17 protein-coding genes are annotated in these 17,537 nt (G+C 49.9%); 12 read left to right on the forward strand and 5 right to left on the reverse strand.

The genetic code is table 11. The features are described 5' to 3' along the window. Positions 1 to 8: 8 nt before the first annotated feature. The 4 genes from BFC17_RS04665 to cutA all read right to left on the reverse strand — a co-directional run bounded on the left by BFC17_RS04665 (position 9) and on the right by cutA (position 3,847). Positions 9 to 287, reverse strand: a complete 279-nt coding sequence (locus BFC17_RS04665) for an STAS domain-containing protein (RefSeq protein WP_070175294.1) — start codon at positions 285 to 287, stop codon at positions 9 to 11. A gap of 11 nt (positions 288 to 298) precedes the next feature. After that, positions 299 to 1,456, reverse strand: a complete 1,158-nt coding sequence (locus BFC17_RS22895; protein ID WP_070175295.1) for a methyl-accepting chemotaxis protein — start codon at positions 1,454 to 1,456, stop codon at positions 299 to 301. Between the two features lie 194 nt (positions 1,457 to 1,650). Beyond that, positions 1,651 to 3,480, reverse strand: a complete 1,830-nt coding sequence (locus BFC17_RS04675) for a protein-disulfide reductase DsbD (RefSeq protein ID WP_070175443.1) — start codon at positions 3,478 to 3,480, stop codon at positions 1,651 to 1,653. A 34-nt stretch (positions 3,481 to 3,514) separates the two neighbouring features. Next, positions 3,515 to 3,847 (reverse strand): divalent-cation tolerance protein CutA, encoded by a 333-nt coding sequence (gene cutA, locus BFC17_RS04680; RefSeq protein ID WP_070175296.1) that lies wholly within the window; start codon positions 3,845 to 3,847, stop codon positions 3,515 to 3,517. A gap of 199 nt (positions 3,848 to 4,046) precedes the next feature. Here cutA and BFC17_RS04685 point away from each other — a divergent pair, with 199 nt between their 5' ends. Next, positions 4,047 to 4,529 carry an FxsA family protein gene (locus BFC17_RS04685; protein ID WP_070175297.1) on the forward strand — a complete coding sequence of 161 codons (483 nt, stop codon included), beginning with the start codon at positions 4,047 to 4,049 and terminating at the stop codon, positions 4,527 to 4,529. Between the two features lie 24 nt (positions 4,530 to 4,553). On the opposite strand, the gene BFC17_RS04690 is transcribed toward BFC17_RS04685, so the two are convergent. Continuing rightward, positions 4,554 to 5,546 carry a DUF4861 family protein gene (locus tag BFC17_RS04690; RefSeq protein ID WP_070175298.1) on the reverse strand — a complete coding sequence of 331 codons (993 nt, stop codon included), beginning with the start codon at positions 5,544 to 5,546 and terminating at the stop codon, positions 4,554 to 4,556. Between the two features lie 169 nt (positions 5,547 to 5,715). On the opposite strand from BFC17_RS04690, the gene kduD reads away from it, so the two are divergent. The 11 genes from kduD (at position 5,716) to BFC17_RS04745 (ending at position 17,313) form a co-directional block, all read left to right on the forward strand. Continuing rightward, positions 5,716 to 6,477, forward strand: a complete 762-nt coding sequence (kduD, locus tag BFC17_RS04695) for a 2-dehydro-3-deoxy-D-gluconate 5-dehydrogenase KduD (protein WP_070175299.1) — start codon at positions 5,716 to 5,718, stop codon at positions 6,475 to 6,477. 20 nt (positions 6,478 to 6,497) lie between these two features. Then, complete coding sequence (gene kduI / locus BFC17_RS04700; protein WP_070175300.1) at positions 6,498 to 7,340, forward strand: 5-dehydro-4-deoxy-D-glucuronate isomerase; 843 nt, start codon at positions 6,498 to 6,500, stop codon at positions 7,338 to 7,340. A gap of 11 nt (positions 7,341 to 7,351) precedes the next feature. Next, on the forward strand, positions 7,352 to 8,335 hold the full coding sequence (locus tag BFC17_RS04705; protein WP_083271582.1) for a TRAP transporter substrate-binding protein: 984 nt from the start codon (positions 7,352 to 7,354) through the stop codon (positions 8,333 to 8,335). A gap of 1 nt (position 8,336) precedes the next feature. Further along, positions 8,337 to 8,825, forward strand: a complete 489-nt coding sequence (locus BFC17_RS04710) for a TRAP transporter small permease (RefSeq protein ID WP_070175301.1) — start codon at positions 8,337 to 8,339, stop codon at positions 8,823 to 8,825. Continuing rightward, positions 8,825 to 10,120, forward strand: coding sequence for a TRAP transporter large permease (locus BFC17_RS04715; RefSeq protein ID WP_070175302.1), 1,296 nt, complete (start codon positions 8,825 to 8,827; stop codon positions 10,118 to 10,120). The genes BFC17_RS04710 and BFC17_RS04715 overlap by 1 nt, the downstream gene beginning before the upstream one ends. 116 nt (positions 10,121 to 10,236) lie before the next feature. Then, entirely contained in the window at positions 10,237 to 11,259 is a 1,023-nt protein-coding gene (locus BFC17_RS04720) for a LacI family DNA-binding transcriptional regulator (RefSeq protein WP_070175303.1), read from the forward strand. Between the two features lie 110 nt (positions 11,260 to 11,369). Next, entirely contained in the window at positions 11,370 to 12,857 is a 1,488-nt protein-coding gene (locus BFC17_RS04725; RefSeq protein WP_070175304.1) for a UxaA family hydrolase, read from the forward strand. A gap of 13 nt (positions 12,858 to 12,870) precedes the next feature. Then, the gene (uxaC, locus tag BFC17_RS04730) at positions 12,871 to 14,292 is read left to right on the forward strand and encodes a glucuronate isomerase (protein ID WP_070175305.1); all 1,422 of its coding nucleotides are present in this window, start codon (positions 12,871 to 12,873) and stop codon (positions 14,290 to 14,292) included. Positions 14,293 to 14,294: 2 nt separating this feature from the next. Beyond that, positions 14,295 to 15,758: a mannitol dehydrogenase family protein gene (locus tag BFC17_RS04735; protein WP_070175306.1), complete on the forward strand. Its 1,464-nt coding sequence runs from the start codon at positions 14,295 to 14,297 to the stop codon at positions 15,756 to 15,758. Continuing rightward, complete coding sequence (eda, locus tag BFC17_RS04740) at positions 15,758 to 16,396, forward strand: bifunctional 4-hydroxy-2-oxoglutarate aldolase/2-dehydro-3-deoxy-phosphogluconate aldolase (protein ID WP_070175307.1); 639 nt, start codon at positions 15,758 to 15,760, stop codon at positions 16,394 to 16,396. Before BFC17_RS04735 ends, eda begins: the two co-directional genes overlap by 1 nt. Then, complete coding sequence (locus BFC17_RS04745) at positions 16,393 to 17,313, forward strand: sugar kinase (protein WP_070175308.1); 921 nt, start codon at positions 16,393 to 16,395, stop codon at positions 17,311 to 17,313. Before eda ends, BFC17_RS04745 begins: the two co-directional genes overlap by 4 nt. Positions 17,314 to 17,537 lie beyond the last annotated feature (224 nt).

Consider the following 17,537-nt stretch of genomic DNA (forward strand, 5'->3'; position numbering starts at 1 on the left):
GTTTATCCTTAACGGATTTTCACCATTTTATCGAAATTAGCGATTTGTAATACTTCCAGCGCAGTGCCTTTGGCGTTAGCAATTTCTACTTCGCAGCCATTGCTTTTTGCGCGTTTTTTTAAAAGTACCACCATGCCAAGCGCGGCACTGTCCAGGTATAGTACATTCGAGAAATCCAGAACAATCACGCCGCCTTTTTTGGTTTCCAGAATGCTGTTGTATTGCTCGGTAAACGACTTATGAAAGCTAAAATCGAAGCGTTCTGGCACTGAAATTACGGTATTCATTATTTCTCCGGTTAAAACAACTCGATATCACCTGCTTCCACAGATGATGAAGATACGGGGTTGTGTATTGCCGACCACTCAGACTGAACTTTTTGTTGGAACTGCTCAGGATTGTTTAACAACGCCTGACGTTCTGATGTGTCGAGCAGGGCGGTCAGGTTGATGTTGAGCAAGGACACCGTTGCGATGGTGTACTCGATATACTGACGATTGATATCGCCAAATTGCAGACTGCGGGTCGCATTGCCAAGGGCCGTGTCTAATTCGACAGACAGTGATTGCAGACCAGAAGTAATAGTCTGATCGTGCTCTGCTTTAACAATAATGCGCTCAAGTGCCTGGTTGATGTCTTTTTTCGCTTCAATTACGTAGCTTACGTCGTAAGCGGCGAGCACACCGATGCGTTCACTCAGCGAGGATATCTTCTCATTGATGCCGTTGATCTGAGTCTGGATTGATTCACTAAATTGCGCCGAGCGGTTAGACAGACTGCGTACTTCGTCAGCTACGACGGCAAAACCACGTCCGTGCTCACCGGCGCGGGCTGCTTCGATGGCGGCATTCAGAGCAAGTAGGTTAGTCTGCGCGGCAATGCTATCAATGTCTTTAAGTGCCTGGATAACTGAAGGTACAGTATCGTTAATTGCCGTGATCTGCTCGAGGATTTCCATAATACCCGCGGACATATCTACGGTGCTCTGGATAAATCTGTCGAGAGTCACGCCAGTACGTTCGGCAAAGCTGCGCATGCGATCACTGTACAGTTCGTCAGTGTCACTGTCGGCTTTAATAAGCTGTAAAATCGTGTTGCTTTGCTGGTCTACCAGGTCACGCAGGCCAAGAAAACTGGTGCTCAGGGTGTCTACCGCATCGTTGTGAGTAGAGATGATATTGTTCAGGCTGACTTCACAATCACTAAGCACTTCAGTCGACGTTTGTGCAATAGTTGTAAGAGGAGCATCTGAACCACTACTCATAACCGGCGCGGTGGCTAATGGCGCAGAAGCCGCCTTGGCGGGCGCTGATGTTTCAGGGGATGATGCCGGCGCGACGAAATCATAAGCTATGACAGCAATGGCCAGTAGAATAACGCCAACCACACCAGAAACAAAATGAGCAAGTAAAAGGGCAATAGCTGTTGCTATCCCTACAGCAATGTATTTATTCATGACTTTCTCTAATCCACAGGCTATCCCTATGGATTGTAGTACATATATATCACTACTGTAGGGAACTATTCAGCGCGATGCAATACTCTGTTGGAATATATGCAACTAATTGATGATAAGCGTGTTTTTCCTTATATAGATAAATGTAAAATCATAAAAAAAAGTCTTGCCAAATAATAAATGATAAAATTAAGTTATTGATTTTTCGTTAATGCATTTTTCACATGTCTGGCGAAAGGTTGAGCTTTCATAAAGCCGGTAACCCTTGCTTTGGTTAATTCCTGACCTTGTTCATCAAATAACAAAATTGTCGGCAAACCCAACACATTAAATGCTTCCTGGAAGGCCAGATTGGTGGGAGTATTGTCGGTCAGGTCAATTTGCATCCACACCGTGTTGCTTAGTGCATCAATAACTTCAGGGTCAACAAAGGTGTATTTTTCAAATTCCTTACACGCCACACACCAATCAGCGTAGAGATCCACCATCACCGATTTGCCTTCGGCATTGGCGGCGGCCAGCTTTTGCTCAAAATCAGCCAGGTTTTTCACCACCATAAATTGTGGATGGGCCACAGCTGGCGTACTAACACCCGCATTGGTGGCGTTGGTAATGCCCGTGGCACTGTTGTGACTAAACAGCGTGTTGTAGCCAATCATGGCGCTGATAAACAGCCCAACAAAGATAAGCAGTGAACGTACCCCTTTGGCAAAAGTGGCGGCGGTAGACTGGTTAGCGACCTGATAATAGCTAAAAGTGGCAAGACCAAGCGCCGACCAGAGCAGCCAGGTGTAGTCAGAATTCCACAAGCGTTCGATAAAGATAATGGCCACCGATAACAGCATAAAACCAAAGGTGGTTTTAATGATATTCATCCAGTTACCTGCTTTAGGCAGCAGTTTTCCGCCCGTCATGGCAAAGATAATGAGTGGAATGCCCATGCCCAGACTCAGGGCATATAAGGCCAGAAAGCCCAGTGTCATATCGCCACTTTGGGCAATAAATATCAGCACGCCGGTAAGTGGCGCAGTGGTGCAGGGCGACGCAATAAGGCCTGAAAGTATGCCCATTACAAACACGCCAACCAGGCTACCCCGTTGCTGAGCGTTGCTCATACCGCTGACTTTTTCCTGCCAGCTGCTGGGCAACTGAATTTCGTAGGCACCAAACATGGCGGCTGCCAGGGCGACAAATACCACAATAAAAGTACCCAGAATGTACGGGCTTTGTAGTGATGCCTGAAATTGTACGCCAGCTGAGGCCACAACCAGTCCCAGTAACGAATACATGATTGCCATACCCTGCACATACACAAAGGCCAGGGTAAAAGCGCGGGATAATTTAATATCCTTGCCCTGGCCAATCACGATGCCTGAGACAATGGGGTACATAGGAAACACGCAGGGGGTAAAGGCAAGGCCAATTCCCAGTGCTAAAAAGAGTAACAGCGTAAGCAGTAAGTTGCCGTCTGACTGCAGCATGTTAGCGAGATCATATTGCTCGCTTACGGTGCTGTTGTTTTGTGCAATGGCGCTGTCGTCAGTCGCTTTTGCAACTAGTTCGCCACCGCTGAGCTGACCGGTAACGGTGCTGCCTTTCAGGCTGTTCAGGTAAATTACTTTGGTCGTGGGCGGATAACAGAGTCCGGCCAGCGCACAGCCCTGATAGCGCAGCTTTACTACGCCATCCTGAATGGTTTCAATAATCGGATAGCTAAAGGAAACGGTGTTGTAATACACATCGGAGATGCCAAAAAACTCATCTTCTATTTGCTCTGCCGGTGGAAAAACCGGTTCGCCAAGGGTGGCATTCTTGGTTGAGGCTTTAAACTGCTTTTTATAAAGGTAGTAACCGTCGGCAATTTCGAAGCGAATAACCAGCACGTCGCCCTGTTGTGCAAAGTCGAAAACAAAGGCCTCGTCAACCGGCAGGAACGATGGTTCGTCACTGAATAAATCTTCCATGTTGCTGCCATTCAACTGAGCGTTAGCCAGCGCACTGAACATCAGGGCAATGAACGTCATCGTAATTAATAAAAACCGGGACTGATTCACCGAGTTAGTTCCTCTTTTCAATGTTTAATTCCTGTTCAACCCAAGTGCCGTAGGCCGGACTCACCGTTTCTGCTGCTACGACTACCCACTGCGGAACGTCGTAAGAGTGCAGCGCATTAACTAACTGTTCAGCGCGGTCGAGCAGTTGCCGGTGCGTTTTAATTAACAGTAGCCACTCCTGATCCTGGGCCAGTTTGTTGTCCCAGCGATAGACTGAAGTAATACCGGGCACAATCTGCACGCAGGCTGCTAACCGTTGTTCAATCAGTTGCGTTGCAATGACTTCGGCATTTTCCTGTGAGTCGGTTGTGCAATGCACAATACAAATATCTGTCATAATAACGTCTCATGAGACCGGTTTTGTCGCAAAAACCATTCAATTTGACCGGCAAGCAGGCACTTTACCGAGCAAAAAGGGTCTGTGACAAGTCCGTAGTCGATTGTACGTCGTAAACGTAAGATACGATGACTTGGGTTTGCGTAATTGTGCCCCATCTTCATTAACTGAAACTTAAGAAAGCAACAGGAAACTAATTTTGCGCTTTTTATTACTGCTTTTTATTGTCATGCCAATTGCCGAGATTTCGCTGTTGCTGCAGGTGGGTGACTTGATCGGTGGCTGGAATACGGTTGGATTAATCATTGTGACGGCATTTGTCGGGGCTTACCTGGTTCGTCAGGAGGGCATTTCCACCTTGCAAACCGCTCAGGCCAAACTGGCGCAAAATCAGGTGCCTGGTACCGAAATGCTGGAAGGCATGTTACTGGTAATTGCTGGTGTGCTGTTGGTAACACCGGGCTTTATTACCGATATCCTGGGCTTTACCTTTGCATTGCCCTGGTCTCGAAAGTGGATTGCCACTCGTGCAGCCAAACACCTGACCGTCCATACTGTCAATGCTACCCAACAGACTAGCTACCAGCACTCGCGTCAGCCTGGGGCAGGCCACGATGGTGATACCTTTGAAGGTGAATACACCGACAACACCCAAAACGATCCGAATAACCGTCTGAACTAATTGCCAGACGGTTTTTATACGTCGTTACAAGGACGATTCCAGACTCGCTAATTTAGCCTCCATAAAGGCTTCAAACTGATGCCGATTTTGTGGCTGATCCGGATGGCCGGGCCAGCTGGCAAAAAAGCCATACTGATACTGGGTTGCCGGTTTGAATTTGAACAGGTAATCGTGGGGCCCTTCAAACTGGTCTGCAATATCGCTTTTGCGCACAAATAACGCCATGCCTAAATCCAGATTGTCGCCTAACAAATTTTGTTTGCCATAGGTCGCAATCATCTTCCAGTTGTCGCTCTCTTTTTCGATGTAGGCAACATTGTTATGCCGGACTAATCCGGTTACCAGATTATCCAGTGGTTGTGAGGTCGTGACATTAACCAGTGTGCTGGGATCGCCGGCTTTAATGCTGTAAAGGGTGCTGACATCAGCACTAACGCCACCGACTACCCATTCCTTGTAGCTCACTTCAAATGCACTTTCGGTGGGTGTTTGTGTGATCAGTTGCCATTGGGTTTCGCCCACTTGTTTAAAGTGAGAAACACCGTCATTGAGCCAGCGCCCCAAGGCGCCGAGGCCGACGGATTTGCCAACTTTAAGCGCATCACCACCCCAGTCACTGAGTTCGTGATAGCTATCGTAACCATCTTGTCCAACCCGGGATAACACCATCTCGTTGGTGGTTTTTACAAATATATCGATGCCATTGCGCCAGTCCAGATATAGGCGATAGCCAATCTGATCGTTCTCCCAGCCTGGTCCCTCATAGCGTAAAAAATAGGAGTGGTCGGTTAGCTGCGCCGGGGCTGTAAAGGAGGTAACCGGGGCAAACTGAAATCCATCAGCCACATACTTGTTGCCATCCCAGGCGCCGCCCTCGCGCACCGATAGTTCGGCGTGGGTTTTAATGACTGGCTCAGTCGTCGGTGCCGCCGAATTGTCCTGTGACTGGGGGCCTTGAGAACAAGCTGAGAGCAGTGTCGACGCGGCTAGCAGCGAGAGTGCAAAGTACCTTTTCATGGTTTTCTCCGTGTTGGCTGTTAGATAATAAAGCGTAAAAATTTAGTTAATCATATTGACAATTGCCACCGGTGGCAATTATTTTAAATATTGTTAACATAATTCATTCCAGGTACAAACTTGTTAATCTTCTGGAAACAAACAACCGCAAATCGACGCAAGAGGACTTATGGCTGATTTTTCTTTAACTCAGAAACGTGCACTGGTTACCGGTGCCAGCAGGGGCATAGGACAAGCCCTGGCTATCGCGCTGGCCGAGGCGGGTGCGGATGTGATTTGCGCCAGTTCCCGTGCCGGTGGTTGTGATGAAACCGTAGCTAAGATTGCCGCGCTTGGCACCGTTAAGGCGGCGCAATTGCATGCTGATCTCAGCGACATGCTGGCAGTGCAGGCGTTAGCCGATGATGCACTGGCGCTGTGGGGGGGCGTTGACATTCTGGTGAACAATGGCGGCACTATCTTTCGCAGTCCGGCGACCGAGTACCCTCTGGAGGCCTGGCAAAATGTTTTGCAGGTCAATCTTGATGCCAGCTTTTTGCTTTGTCAGCAACTGGGCAAATCGATGATTGAGCAGGGCAGCGGCAAAATCATCAACATTGCTTCTATGCTCAGTTACAGCGGCGGTATAACCGTGCCGGCCTACACCGCCAGTAAACACGCCATTGCCGGATTAACCAAAGCCTTAGCCAACGAGTGGGGGGCAAAGGGGTTGCAGGTTAATGCGATTGCTCCTGGTTACATTCGTACCGATAACACTCAGGCGCTGCAGGATGACGCTCAGCGTAGTAGCGAAATTTGTGCGCGCATCCCGGCTGGTCGCTGGGGCGAAACCGACGATTTAAAAGGGGCGGTGGTGTTTTTAGCCAGTGCTGCCAGTCAGTATATCAATGGTCACGTACTGGCCGTTGATGGTGGCTTTTTAGCCCGCTAACCGAATAGGACAGACAATTTATGACGACCGAATATGAAACCCGCTATGCCATTGGGCAACAGGAAGCCAAAGGCTATGACACTCAGGCGCTAAGAGACGCTTTCTTAGCCGACAAACTCATGCAGCCAGGGAAAGTTTACTGGATTTACAGTCATTACGAACGCTTTATGGTGGGCGGCGCGGTACCTACCGATAAGCCGCTGAGCCTGGAATCGCTGGATGCGCTCAAGTCGGGCTGCTTTACCTCGCGTCGGGAAGTCGGCGTGATTAATGTGGGTGGTGCCGGCACCATTGAAGTTGACGAAACGGTTTACTCGCTGGCGAAAGGCGAGGCACTGTACATTGGGGCGGGTGAGCACAATGTAACGTTTCACTCAGACGCCGCTGACGCTCCCGCCTGCTTTTATCTGAATTCTGCGCCGGCTCATGCAAGCTATCCATGCAAAAAAGTGGGACTGGATGATGCCAATGTCCTGCACCTGGGATCGCCGGAAACGGCCAACGAGCGCGATATTTATCAGTTAATTATTAACGGGGTGGTGGAAACGTGCCAACTGCAGATGGGCCTGACCCGACTGTATCCCGGTAGCGTGTGGAACACTATGCCAGCGCATCAGCACGATCGCCGCAACGAAGTGTATTTTTATCTGGATGTGCCTGAAGGTCAGGCGGTCAGTCATTTTATGGGCGAGCCACAGGAAACCCGCCATATCTTTGTGCAGAACCATCAGGCTGTGCTGTCGCCGCCCTGGTCTATTCACTGCGGCTGTGGCACCGCTAATTATGCCTTTATCTGGGGCATGGCCGGGGAAAACCTCGACTATGACGACATGGATAAATTCCCTGCCAGTGAACTGCGCTAGGAGCGCTGTCGATGTATAACAAGATTTTCAGGTTAGCCGGCTTGCTCCTGTTTGGCTTCGCTGTCGCTGGCTGCGGTACTGACAGTGAAAGCAAGGTAACAACCTTACGCATTGGCCACACGCTTGATACACAGCATTCTGTGCATAAGGCGATGGAATACTTTGGCGCACGAGTCGCTGAATTGTCTGGTGGCACCATTGAGGTGAAGATTTATCCTGGCAGTCAGTTAGGCAATGAGCGTGAAATGATAGAGCTGTTACAAATAGGCTCTCTGTCCATGACCAAGGTTTCGGCAAGCCCGCTTGAGGGGTTTGTGCCGGCAATGAAAATCTTCAGTATTCCGTATATCTTCCGCGATAACGCGCACTTCTGGACGGTGCTTAACAGCCACATAGGCAAAACGTTGTTACAAGAAGTAGAGCCTTTTCGTCTTAAGGGGCTCGCTTATTACGATGCTGGCAGCCGCAGCTTTTACTCCAACAACAAACCTATTCACAGTCCGGCCGATCTGGCTGGCATGAAGATACGCGTGCTTAACAGCCCGACAGCAGTAAGAACCGTGCGTGAGTTGGGTGGTGCGGCAACGCCGGTCTCCTGGGGAGAGCTATACACTGCGCTGCAACAGGGCGTGGTAGATGGTGCCGAAAACAATCCGCCAAGCTATTACCTTTCCCGGCATTATGAAATCGCCCGTTATTATTCACTGGATGAGCATACTTCTGTACCCGATATCATGCTGATGTCACTGCGTACCTGGGACAATCTCAGCGCCCAGCAACAGGCCTGGGTGAGTGAGGCAATGCAGGATTCGGTGCTGTTCCAGCGTCAGGCCTGGCAGCAGTCAACCGCCGAATCGCTGGCCAAAGTGAAGGCGGATGGTGTGGAAGTGATTTATCCGGATAAAACCTTGTTTGTTGAAGCCGTTAAACCCTTTCATGAAAGTTTACGTGACACTGAGGTTGGCGCGCTTATCTCAGAAATAAAGGCCTTGTAGTATGCGAAAGGTTATTCGATTACTTGATCAGTTTGTTGCTGGCATATTAATGCTGGCAATGACACTCATATTGCTCACAGTGGTATGGCAGGTGATATCCCGCTACGTGCTGGCTGACCCGGCTTCTGTGACTGAAGAATTATCCCGCTTTTTGCTGATTTGGATTGGTTTGCTGGGGGCGGCATTTGCTTATCGCCAGAAGGTTCATCTGGGGTTTAATCTGATTGTGGAAAAACAACCGCCTGAGCGCCGCAAGTACATCCTCACCCTGGTTGAATTGTTAGTCATTATTTTCTGTGCCAGTACTTTGCTGTTTGGCGGTGCTCAACTGGTATCGCTGACCCTTGAGCTGGAACAAATTTCAGCAGCACTCGGGGTCCGTATGGGCTACGTATACATCGTGTTGCCGTTATCGGGCGCATTAATCATTTGCTATGGCCTGATAAATATCCACAACCTGTGGTTAGCTGATGAAGAGGAGGCCTGGTGATGGACTACACTGCAATCGCCTTAATCGTAACGTTCTTTGTACTCCTGCTGTTGAATGTGCCGATTTCATTCAGCATTGGGATTGCAACGCTGGTGGCTATGTTGCTTAGTATTGATTTTACGCCGGCGGTAACCACCATTGCCCAGCGCATGGCGGGTGGACTGGATAGCTTTGCCTTACTGGCCATTCCGTTTTTTGTGCTGTCTGGCATGATCATGGGGCGCGGCGGTATAGCTAAGCGGCTGATTAACTGCGCACTGGCGTTAATCGGCTCGTTACCCGGTGGCCTGGCACTGGTTAACGTGGTGTCTTGCATGCTGTTTGGTGCGATTTCCGGCTCTGCGGTAGCCACGACCTCTGCCATAGGTAGTTTTATGCTGCCAGAAATGAAAAAGCAGGGCTACGACGAAAATTTCAGTGCCGCGGTAACGGCGGCGGCATCAACCACAGGCATGCTGATACCGCCCAGTAACATTCTGATTGTTTACGCCATTGCCAGTGGCGGCGTGTCAATTGCAGCCCTTTTTATGGCCGGCTATCTGCCAGGCGTGATGGTGGGGCTGGCGCTGATGGTAGTGTGTTTTATTCACGCTAAACGTAAAGGTTATGCAACCACCGCGCGTCTGCCGTTAAAGGTAGTGCTGCAGCAGGTTGGTGCTGCGCTGCCAAGTTTGTTTCTGATTATTCTGGTGATCGGCGGCATTGTAGGTGGGATCTTTACAGCTACTGAGGCGGGTGCCATCGCCGTAGTGTATTCGTTAATCCTGGCCGTTGGTGTTTACCGGGAAGTAACGCCAAAACAGTTACCGGACATTCTGTTAAAGTCGGGCGAAACCACGGCTATTGTTATGCTGCTAATCGGCGCGTCAACGGCGATGTCATGGATGCTTTCTTACGCTAATATTCCACAAAATATCAGTGAATTTATGTTAGACATCAGCGATAACCCCATCGTAATTTTGTTGCTGATAAATCTGCTGCTTATTGTGGTGGGTGCCTTTTTGGATATGACCCCGGCGGTATTGATTTTTACCCCGATATTTTTACCGGTAGCGGCCGAGCTGGGGATGTCACCCTTGCAGTTCGGTATTATGATTGTACTTAATTTATCTATCGGACTGTGTTCACCACCGGTAGGTGCCGTGCTGTTTATTACCTGTGCTATCGCGAAAACGCGACTGGATAAAATTATAAAGCCCTTATTGCCTTTGTACGCTGCCATGTTTGTGGTGTTAATGCTAGTGACCTATGTGGCCTGGTTCAGTGAGGCATTGCCTGCTTTGTTTGGCGTATAAACGCACGTAAACAGCGGCTTGGTGGTATGATGACACTTCCGGTGGTGGCGCAACTGATTTGATAACGTTAAACTCGGGCCGGTTAAATATACAACAATTATAAATGAGTACTCTATATGGACAAAAAGCCAACGATTAATGATGTCGCTCGGATTGCCGGTGTGTCTAAACGCACTGTGTCCCGGGTTATTAACGGCGCATCAAACGTTGGCGCTGCCACCCGTGAAAAAATCCAGAAGGTGGTGGATGAACTCGGGTTTGCGCCGGATAAACAAGCGCGCGGACTGGCCGCCAGCCGTTCCTACCTGATTGGACTTATTTATGATAACCCCGACGCTTTGTATATCGATCAGGTTCAGCGTGGTGTGCTTGATGTGTGTTCTAAAAAAGGTTACGAGCTGGTAGTGCATCCCTGCCGCTATCGCAGTGATGAATTTATCAGTAATTGCGTGAGTTTTGTCAGACGCTCTAATATTGACGGGGTGATTGTCCTGCCACCGGTTTCTGAATCGAATGAGCTGGCGGCGGCGCTGGAAAATCACGGTATCAACTATGTCAGGCTGACGTCGGTTGATATTGATAAGAAAGAAAATATAGTGGTGTCAGATGACCGGGCAGCCTTAAGTGATATGGCGCGTTACCTGGTTTCTCTTGGCCACAAGGATATCGCTATTATCAGCGGCCCTAATCACTATTACTCTACCGTGGAGCGTCTTGAAGGGATTACTCATACGCTCAGGGAGCTGGGTATAGCCGTACCTCAGGAACGGATTGTTGAGGGTAAAAACAGCTACGAGAGCGGTATCGAGTGCGCGCGGGCCCTGCTTATTCAAACGCCGCGTCCGCAGGTTATTGTGGCCAATAATGATGAAATGGCGGCGGGCGTGCTTAAGGTGGCTCACGAACTGGGAATCGATGTACCCGGTGAGTTATCGGTTGCAGGCTTTGATGATAACCTGCTGGCCTCGCGCGTTATTCCTTCGTTAACCACGGTGCAACGACCTGTGGTTGCTATGGCAGGCATTGCCGCCAAGAAGATCGTCGCGCTGATTGAAAACAAACCGGCCGAAGACGTAGAAGAGTACACGATTAAGCCGCATCTGATTATTCGTGAGTCGACCCGTAAAGCCTCCAGATAAGGCGGTTTTACGGCGGGATAAATTTTTTTGACTTAATTCTGCCACCGGTGGCATTAATGTTAAATACATGGTAAATTGTTAAACAAGTAAAGAGCATTGCAAGATTATTTATGGCTGAACAAACCAAGCTAATTCAAGTGCATCCCAATGATAACGTGGCGGTTTCGACCATGGCTTTAGCCGCTGGAACCGTTGTTGAAGCGTTGTCGGTGACACTTGTCAGTGATATACCCGCCGGCCACAAAGTGGCGTTAAAAGCGATACCGGCCGGTCATAAGGTGATGAAATACGGTTTTGCTATTGGTAATGCACAGGCCGATATCAAAAGCGGCGAGCACGTTCACAGCCATAATCTTAAGACCGCTCTGAGTGGTCAGGAAAATTATCAGTACGCCCCGGTTAATCAGGCCAAACCGGTAACGCGACCGGCGCAGGCGAGTTTTATGGGCTATCGGCGGGAAAACGGTAAGGTAGGTATCCGCAACGAAGTGTGGATCATTAACACCGTGGGTTGTGTAAACCGCACCGCAGAGCGCATTGCGGCAGAATGTGAACGCCGCTTCTTTGGAGAATGCGATGGTTTTCGTGCTTTCACACATCCCTTCGGCTGTTCGCAGTTAGGTGATGATCTGCATGATACTCAGACTATACTGGCGTCTCTGGCTTCGCATCCCAATGCCGGTGCGGTATTAGTTGTTGGCCTGGGTTGTGAGAACAACCAGCTTTCCAGTTTGCTTAAAAAAGTCGATCGCCCGGCTTCACAGATTCGCTTTTTTAACTCTCAGCAGGTGGGAGACGAAATTGAAGAAGGGATCCGTCTGGTACACGAAATGCTGGATGATGTTGGTCGCTGTTCGCGGGAGCCTATAGACGGCAGCGAATTGATTCTGGGTATGAAATGCGGCGGCAGCGATGCCTTCAGCGGCATTACGGCTAACCCGCTGGTGGGCCGAATGACCGACCTGATGGTACGCCAGAACGGCAGCGTGTTACTGACCGAAACGCCGGAAATGTTTGGCGCCGAACAACTACTGATGAACCGCGCTACCAGTATGGGCGTGTTTTCAGACATCGTTGAACTGGTAAATGATTTTAAGCAGTACTTTATAGACAACAACCAGCCGGTTTACGAAAACCCGTCGCCGGGAAATAAAGCCGGCGGACTGACAACGCTGGAAGAAAAATCCCTGGGCGCTGTACAGAAAGGCGGTCAGGCAGCGGTTAACGGCGTATTACAGTACGGCGAGCCGCTCTCCCACAAAGGTTTAAACCTGTTGCAGGCACCGGGTAACGATGCAGTAAGCTCTACTGCGCTGGCAGCCAGCGGGGCACACATTATTTTATTCACCACCGGGCGGGGAACACCGCTCGGCTTTCCTGTACCCACAGTGAAAATCTCATCAAACAGTGAAATAGCTCGTAAGAAGCCACACTGGATTGATTTTAATGCAGGGCAGATATTGGAGGGCACCAGTATTGACGACTGCGCTGCCCAGCTTTATCAGCATTGCCTGAATATTGCGTCGGGCGAGAAAACCTGCAACGAGAAAAACGGCAGTCACGAGATAGCGATCTGGAAACGTGGCGTAACCTTGTAACAAAGAGATTGATATGAAACCAATATTACTACACGAAGACAGACTGTTTCCGGCCGACGAGGCGACTCGTTCTGTGGCTCGCTCGCTGTATCAAACCGTGAAAGACCTGCCTATTATCAGTCCGCACGGTCATACCGACCCGCGCTGGTTTGCCTACGATGACAACTTCGGTAACGCCACTGAGTTGTTTATTTTGCCTGATCACTATGTTTTCAGAATGCTCTATAGCCAGGGCATTTCGCTGGAAAGTTTAGGTATTCGTCGTTGGGACGGCGGTGCAACTGAAGGTGATCCGAAGAAAATATGGCAAATTTTTGCTGATCACTACTATCTGTTTGCAGGCACGCCATCGAGAATGTGGCTGGATACCGTGTTTAAAAATGTATTTGGCCTCTCAGACATGCTGTGTAGTGAAAATGCGATGGATTACTATGAGTTCATCACGGCTGAACTGAGCAAGGAAGCCTACAAGCCACGCGCTTTGATGGACCGCTTTAACATTGAGCTGATTGCCACTACCGAGGGCGCGCTGGATACGCTGGAACACCACCGTGCCATGCAGGGTAGCGGCTGGGAAAAGCGGGTGATTACCACGTTTCGTCCGGATGATATTGTGGATGCCTCGCGGGAAGATTTTGCCGCTAACGTGGCCTTGCTTGGCGAAATTACCGGTGAAAATACCACTGACTGGGCTGGCTACCTGGCAGCGATTCGCCAGCGCCGTCAGACATTCCGTGAACACGGTGCTACAGCTACCGATCATGGTCATCCCACTGCCCTGACTGCCGATTTATCCAAAGCAGAGTGTCAGGCGTTATTTGATAAGTGTTTAAGTGGCAATGCCAGCGCTGCCGAACAAGAGCTGTTTCGTGGCCAGATGCTGACAGAGCTGGCTGGCATGAGCATTGAAGATGGCATGGTAATGCAAATTCACCCTGGCGCATTCCGTAACCACAATAACGATGTGTTCACTAAATTTGGTCGTGATAAAGGGGCGGATATCCCCATGCAAACCGAATATGTTAACGCACTTAAGCCGTTGCTGGACAAATACGGTAATGATCCGCGCCTCAACATCATTTTATTTACCCTGGATGAAACCGTTTATTCTCGCGAATTAGCGCCACTGGCCGGTCATTATCCGTGTCTTAAACTGGGCCCTGCGTGGTGGTTCCATGATAGCCCGGAAGGTATGTTGAGATACCGTCATCAGGTCACGGAAACAGCCGGCTTGTTTAACACCGTAGGCTTTAATGATGACACCCGCGCGTTCTTATCTATTCCGGCCCGTCACGATGTGGCCCGCCGGATTGACTGCCGTTTCCTGGCGAATATGGTGGTTGAACACCGTATCAGCGAAGATGAAGCGGCCAGCCTGATCAAGCAGTTGTCTTATGACCTGGCGAAGAAAGCCTACAAGTTAGGGCAGGAATAATCATGGCGGGTAAGCTGAATAATTCAACGCTGACGCAGTTACCTGCGGCAGTTAAAGTCCCTGCCTATCAGCGGCAGGAACGCAGTCGCGGTATCGTGCATATCGGGCCGGGCGCATTTCACCGTGCTCATCAGGCTGTGTATACCGATATGGCTATGGCCTTCGGTGGTAACTGGCGAATTACCGGTGTCTCTATGCGGAGTGCCACACTTAAGCATAAGATGGCCGAACAGGATAACCTGTATTCACTGGTAGTGCTTGACAACGAGCCCTATGTGCAGGTTATCGGCGCGTTTGATAGCGTACTGGTGCTCAGTGAGGACCGCGAGGCTATCATGGCAGCGCTTACCGACACTGACACACATATTATTTCGTTAACCATCACCGAAAAAGGCTACTGCCTTAACAGTAACGGTGAACTGGATACTTCACACCCGGATATCATGCACGATTTGGCTAATCCGGATGAGCCGGTCTCGGCTATAGGCCTTATTGTCAGTGCGTTAAAGCATCGTTTTGAGCAGCAACTGTCAGACATCACCGTGATCAGCTGCGATAACCTGGCGGATAACGGTAAAAAACTGGGTAAAGCCGTAACCCAGTTTGCGCAAAAATTACAGCCCGGGCTGGCTGAGTGGGTCACTGAGAACATTTGTTTCCCCTGCACCATGGTAGACAGTATTACGCCGGCTACCGACGAGGCTTTGATTGCTCTTGCTGCCGACAAGCTGGGCGTAGAAGACGCCTGGCCAATTCAGCGCGAAGGATTTACTCAATGGGTGGTGGAAGATAGTTTCAGCGGCCCGCGCCCGGCCTGGGACAAAGTCGGTGTGACCTTTACCGACGATGTTGCCGCGTTTGAGAATGCCAAATTACGCATTCTTAATGGCACCCATTCCACGCTGGCCTACACCGGCATTTTGCTGGGTAAAGAAACGGTGTTTGAAGCCATCAGTGACAGTGCGTTAGCAAGCTTTATTCGGCGCTTGCTTAGTGAAGAAATCATACCGTCTATTAATGCTGAAGGCGTGATGGATTTACCGGCTTACGCCGAAGATATCCTCAACCGTTATAAAAATCGCCATATCCGGCACTTGTTGGCGCAAATCGCCTGGGATGGCTCGCAGAAGCTGCCTTTCCGGGTGTTAAACACCGTCCGTGATAACCTTAAATCTGGCCATCAAGCCAAACTGTTGTGTGTGCCGATTGCGGCCTGGATCCTGTTTATCGCTAAGCGTGCGCGGGACGAAGAACAGCTGGTGGATCCGCTGGCTGATACTTTATCAGGCCTGGCGCAACAGCATCAGCAGGATATTCAGGCACTGGCGTCAGCAGTATTAAATTTACCTCAGGTATTTGCCGAGCTGAGCGCAAATAAGTGGTTTAAAGATACTGTACTTAGCTATGTCGAAGTGTTGTCCGGGTTGACTCAGGATAACGCCGGCACCGTATTAGGAGAGCTTTAATGGCTGACTTTAAAGGATTAATCCGCGGCACTCCATTGCTGCCCATTTTACAACCCGACACAGTAGAACAGGCCGTGAATATTGCTGGTGCCGTTTATGCCAGTGGGCTGCGCAGCGTTGAAGTGGTTCGCCGCACCTCTGCCGCGGCTGCCGCGGTTAGTGCAATTCGTGAAACCTATCCGGATTTGCTGGTTGGCATGGGCACAGTGCTGAATGCAGAGCATGTGCGCGAGGCCGTAGATGCTGGCAGCCAGTTTATTATTACGCCCACCATCAGCGAGAAGCTGCTGACAGCACTGAGTGATTCGCCTGTTCCTTACTTGCCGGGAACCGCATCACCATCGGATATTCTGCTGGCGGTGGAAGCGGGCCTGAGCGAAGTTAAGTTTTTTCCGGCCGCTGTATGTGGTGGAGCTGCCATGCTTAATAACTACCGGGCTATTTTCCCGGAGGTATCACTCTGCCCGACCGGTGGTATTTCCGGCGACAATTTACATGAGTTCAGCAGCTTGCCTAACGTGTTTGCCGTTGGCGGCTCCTGGATGATTCCGAAAGCCTGTGTGGCTGAAAGTGACTGGCAGGGCATTACCGCAGCCTGTTCGCTGGCCCAGCAACAATACACTAAGGAACCCGCGTGAAAAAAGTCGTTATTTTCGGGGAATGCATGGTTGAGCTGGTATCAACCAGTGCCACTGATTTAAAGAAAAGCTTCGCCGGAGACACTTACAACACGGCCGTTTACCTTAAGCGAAATGCGCCGGGTTTGTCGGTGAGTTATCTGACGGCAATCGGCGAAGACTTTTTAAGTAACGAACTGTTATTTGCCATGGGTGAAGAGCAGATTAATACCGATCAGGTTTATCGTTGCAGTAAACGTAATCTTGGCCTTTACATGGTGCGTACTGATAGCCATGGTGAGCGCACTTTTGCCTACTGGCGCGACAGTTCAGCGGCAACGCAAACGCTGAATGTTATGACGCAGGCCCCGCAGGATATCGACTTATTCTATTTTTCAGGCATTTCCGTGGCGATACTGGATACCGCACAGCGCGAGAAGTTGTTTGAACTGATAGCAACGCTGCGTAATGACGGCTGCCAGATAGTGTTTGATCCAAACTACCGTCCGCGCCTGTGGCGCGACAAGCAGGAAGCCCAACAGTGGATGGACAAGAGTTATCAGGCTGCTGATATCGCTTTCCCGGGCGGTGATGACCACCTTGCGCTTTATGGTCATACTAATGCCGATGACGTGTTATCTCATCTTACTCCCTTTGGTATCAAAGAGATCGTTATGAAAAATGGCGCGGTGGGTGTACATATTGTTAATCAGGAAGGGCAGTTTATTGTGCCTGTGCAAACGGTGACAAACGTGGTTGATACTACCGCTGCCGGTGATGCGTTTAATGGTGGCTATCTTGCGGCACGGCTGTCGGGAAAAAACGTTACTGAGTCTGCCAGCTTCGGGGCCATGGTAGCAGGCATTGTTATTCAACATCCTGGTGCTATTATTCCAGCCAGTGTGCTGGCTAATGCAGTGATGCCATTCAGCAGCTGAAACCTGCTCTCCCGTGTGGCGAAGCAACAGTGGCTTCGTCACCATTCAACCTTCAACCTTTAAATTATTCCTGTTCTGTATCTACTCTCCCGTTCCTGACTTGTCCTGTCACCCTGCGCCAAACTGCTACGAATAACACAGCGGATAGCGTGCTGATGTCGATGAAATAGATAAATCTGGAGGGCTGACACAGGCCTTTAGGCCGCGTTTGTTGCTGTAATACT

It is taken from the genome of Marisediminitalea lipolytica (assembly GCF_001758465.1).
GTDB lineage: Bacteria > Pseudomonadota > Gammaproteobacteria > Enterobacterales > Alteromonadaceae > Alteromonas > Alteromonas lipolytica.

Bases quoted from the DNA above. Each gene is read 5' to 3' on its own strand.
- BFC17_RS04665 (WP_070175294.1), bottom strand. From the start codon at position 287: ATGAATACCGTAATTTCAGTGCCAGAACGCTTCGATTTTAGCTTTCAT.
- BFC17_RS22895 (WP_070175295.1), bottom strand. From the start codon at position 1,456: ATGAATAAATACATTGCTGTAGGGATAGCAACAGCTATTGCCCTTTTA.
- BFC17_RS04675 (WP_070175443.1), bottom strand. From the start codon at position 3,480: ATGACGTTCATTGCCCTGATGTTCAGTGCGCTGGCTAACGCTCAGTTG.
- cutA (WP_070175296.1), bottom strand. From the start codon at position 3,847: ATGACAGATATTTGTATTGTGCATTGCACAACCGACTCACAGGAAAAT.
- BFC17_RS04690 (WP_070175298.1), bottom strand. From the start codon at position 5,546: ATGAAAAGGTACTTTGCACTCTCGCTGCTAGCCGCGTCGACACTGCTC.
- kduD (WP_070175299.1), top strand. From the start codon at position 5,716: ATGGCTGATTTTTCTTTAACTCAGAAACGTGCACTGGTTACCGGTGCC.
- kduI (WP_070175300.1), top strand. From the start codon at position 6,498: ATGACGACCGAATATGAAACCCGCTATGCCATTGGGCAACAGGAAGCC.
- BFC17_RS04705 (WP_083271582.1), top strand. From the start codon at position 7,352: ATGTATAACAAGATTTTCAGGTTAGCCGGCTTGCTCCTGTTTGGCTTC.
- BFC17_RS04710 (WP_070175301.1), top strand. From the start codon at position 8,337: ATGCGAAAGGTTATTCGATTACTTGATCAGTTTGTTGCTGGCATATTA.
- BFC17_RS04715 (WP_070175302.1), top strand. From the start codon at position 8,825: ATGGACTACACTGCAATCGCCTTAATCGTAACGTTCTTTGTACTCCTG.
- BFC17_RS04720 (WP_070175303.1), top strand. From the start codon at position 10,237: ATGGACAAAAAGCCAACGATTAATGATGTCGCTCGGATTGCCGGTGTG.
- BFC17_RS04725 (WP_070175304.1), top strand. From the start codon at position 11,370: ATGGCTGAACAAACCAAGCTAATTCAAGTGCATCCCAATGATAACGTG.
- uxaC (WP_070175305.1), top strand. From the start codon at position 12,871: ATGAAACCAATATTACTACACGAAGACAGACTGTTTCCGGCCGACGAG.
- BFC17_RS04735 (WP_070175306.1), top strand. From the start codon at position 14,295: ATGGCGGGTAAGCTGAATAATTCAACGCTGACGCAGTTACCTGCGGCA.
- eda (WP_070175307.1), top strand. From the start codon at position 15,758: ATGGCTGACTTTAAAGGATTAATCCGCGGCACTCCATTGCTGCCCATT.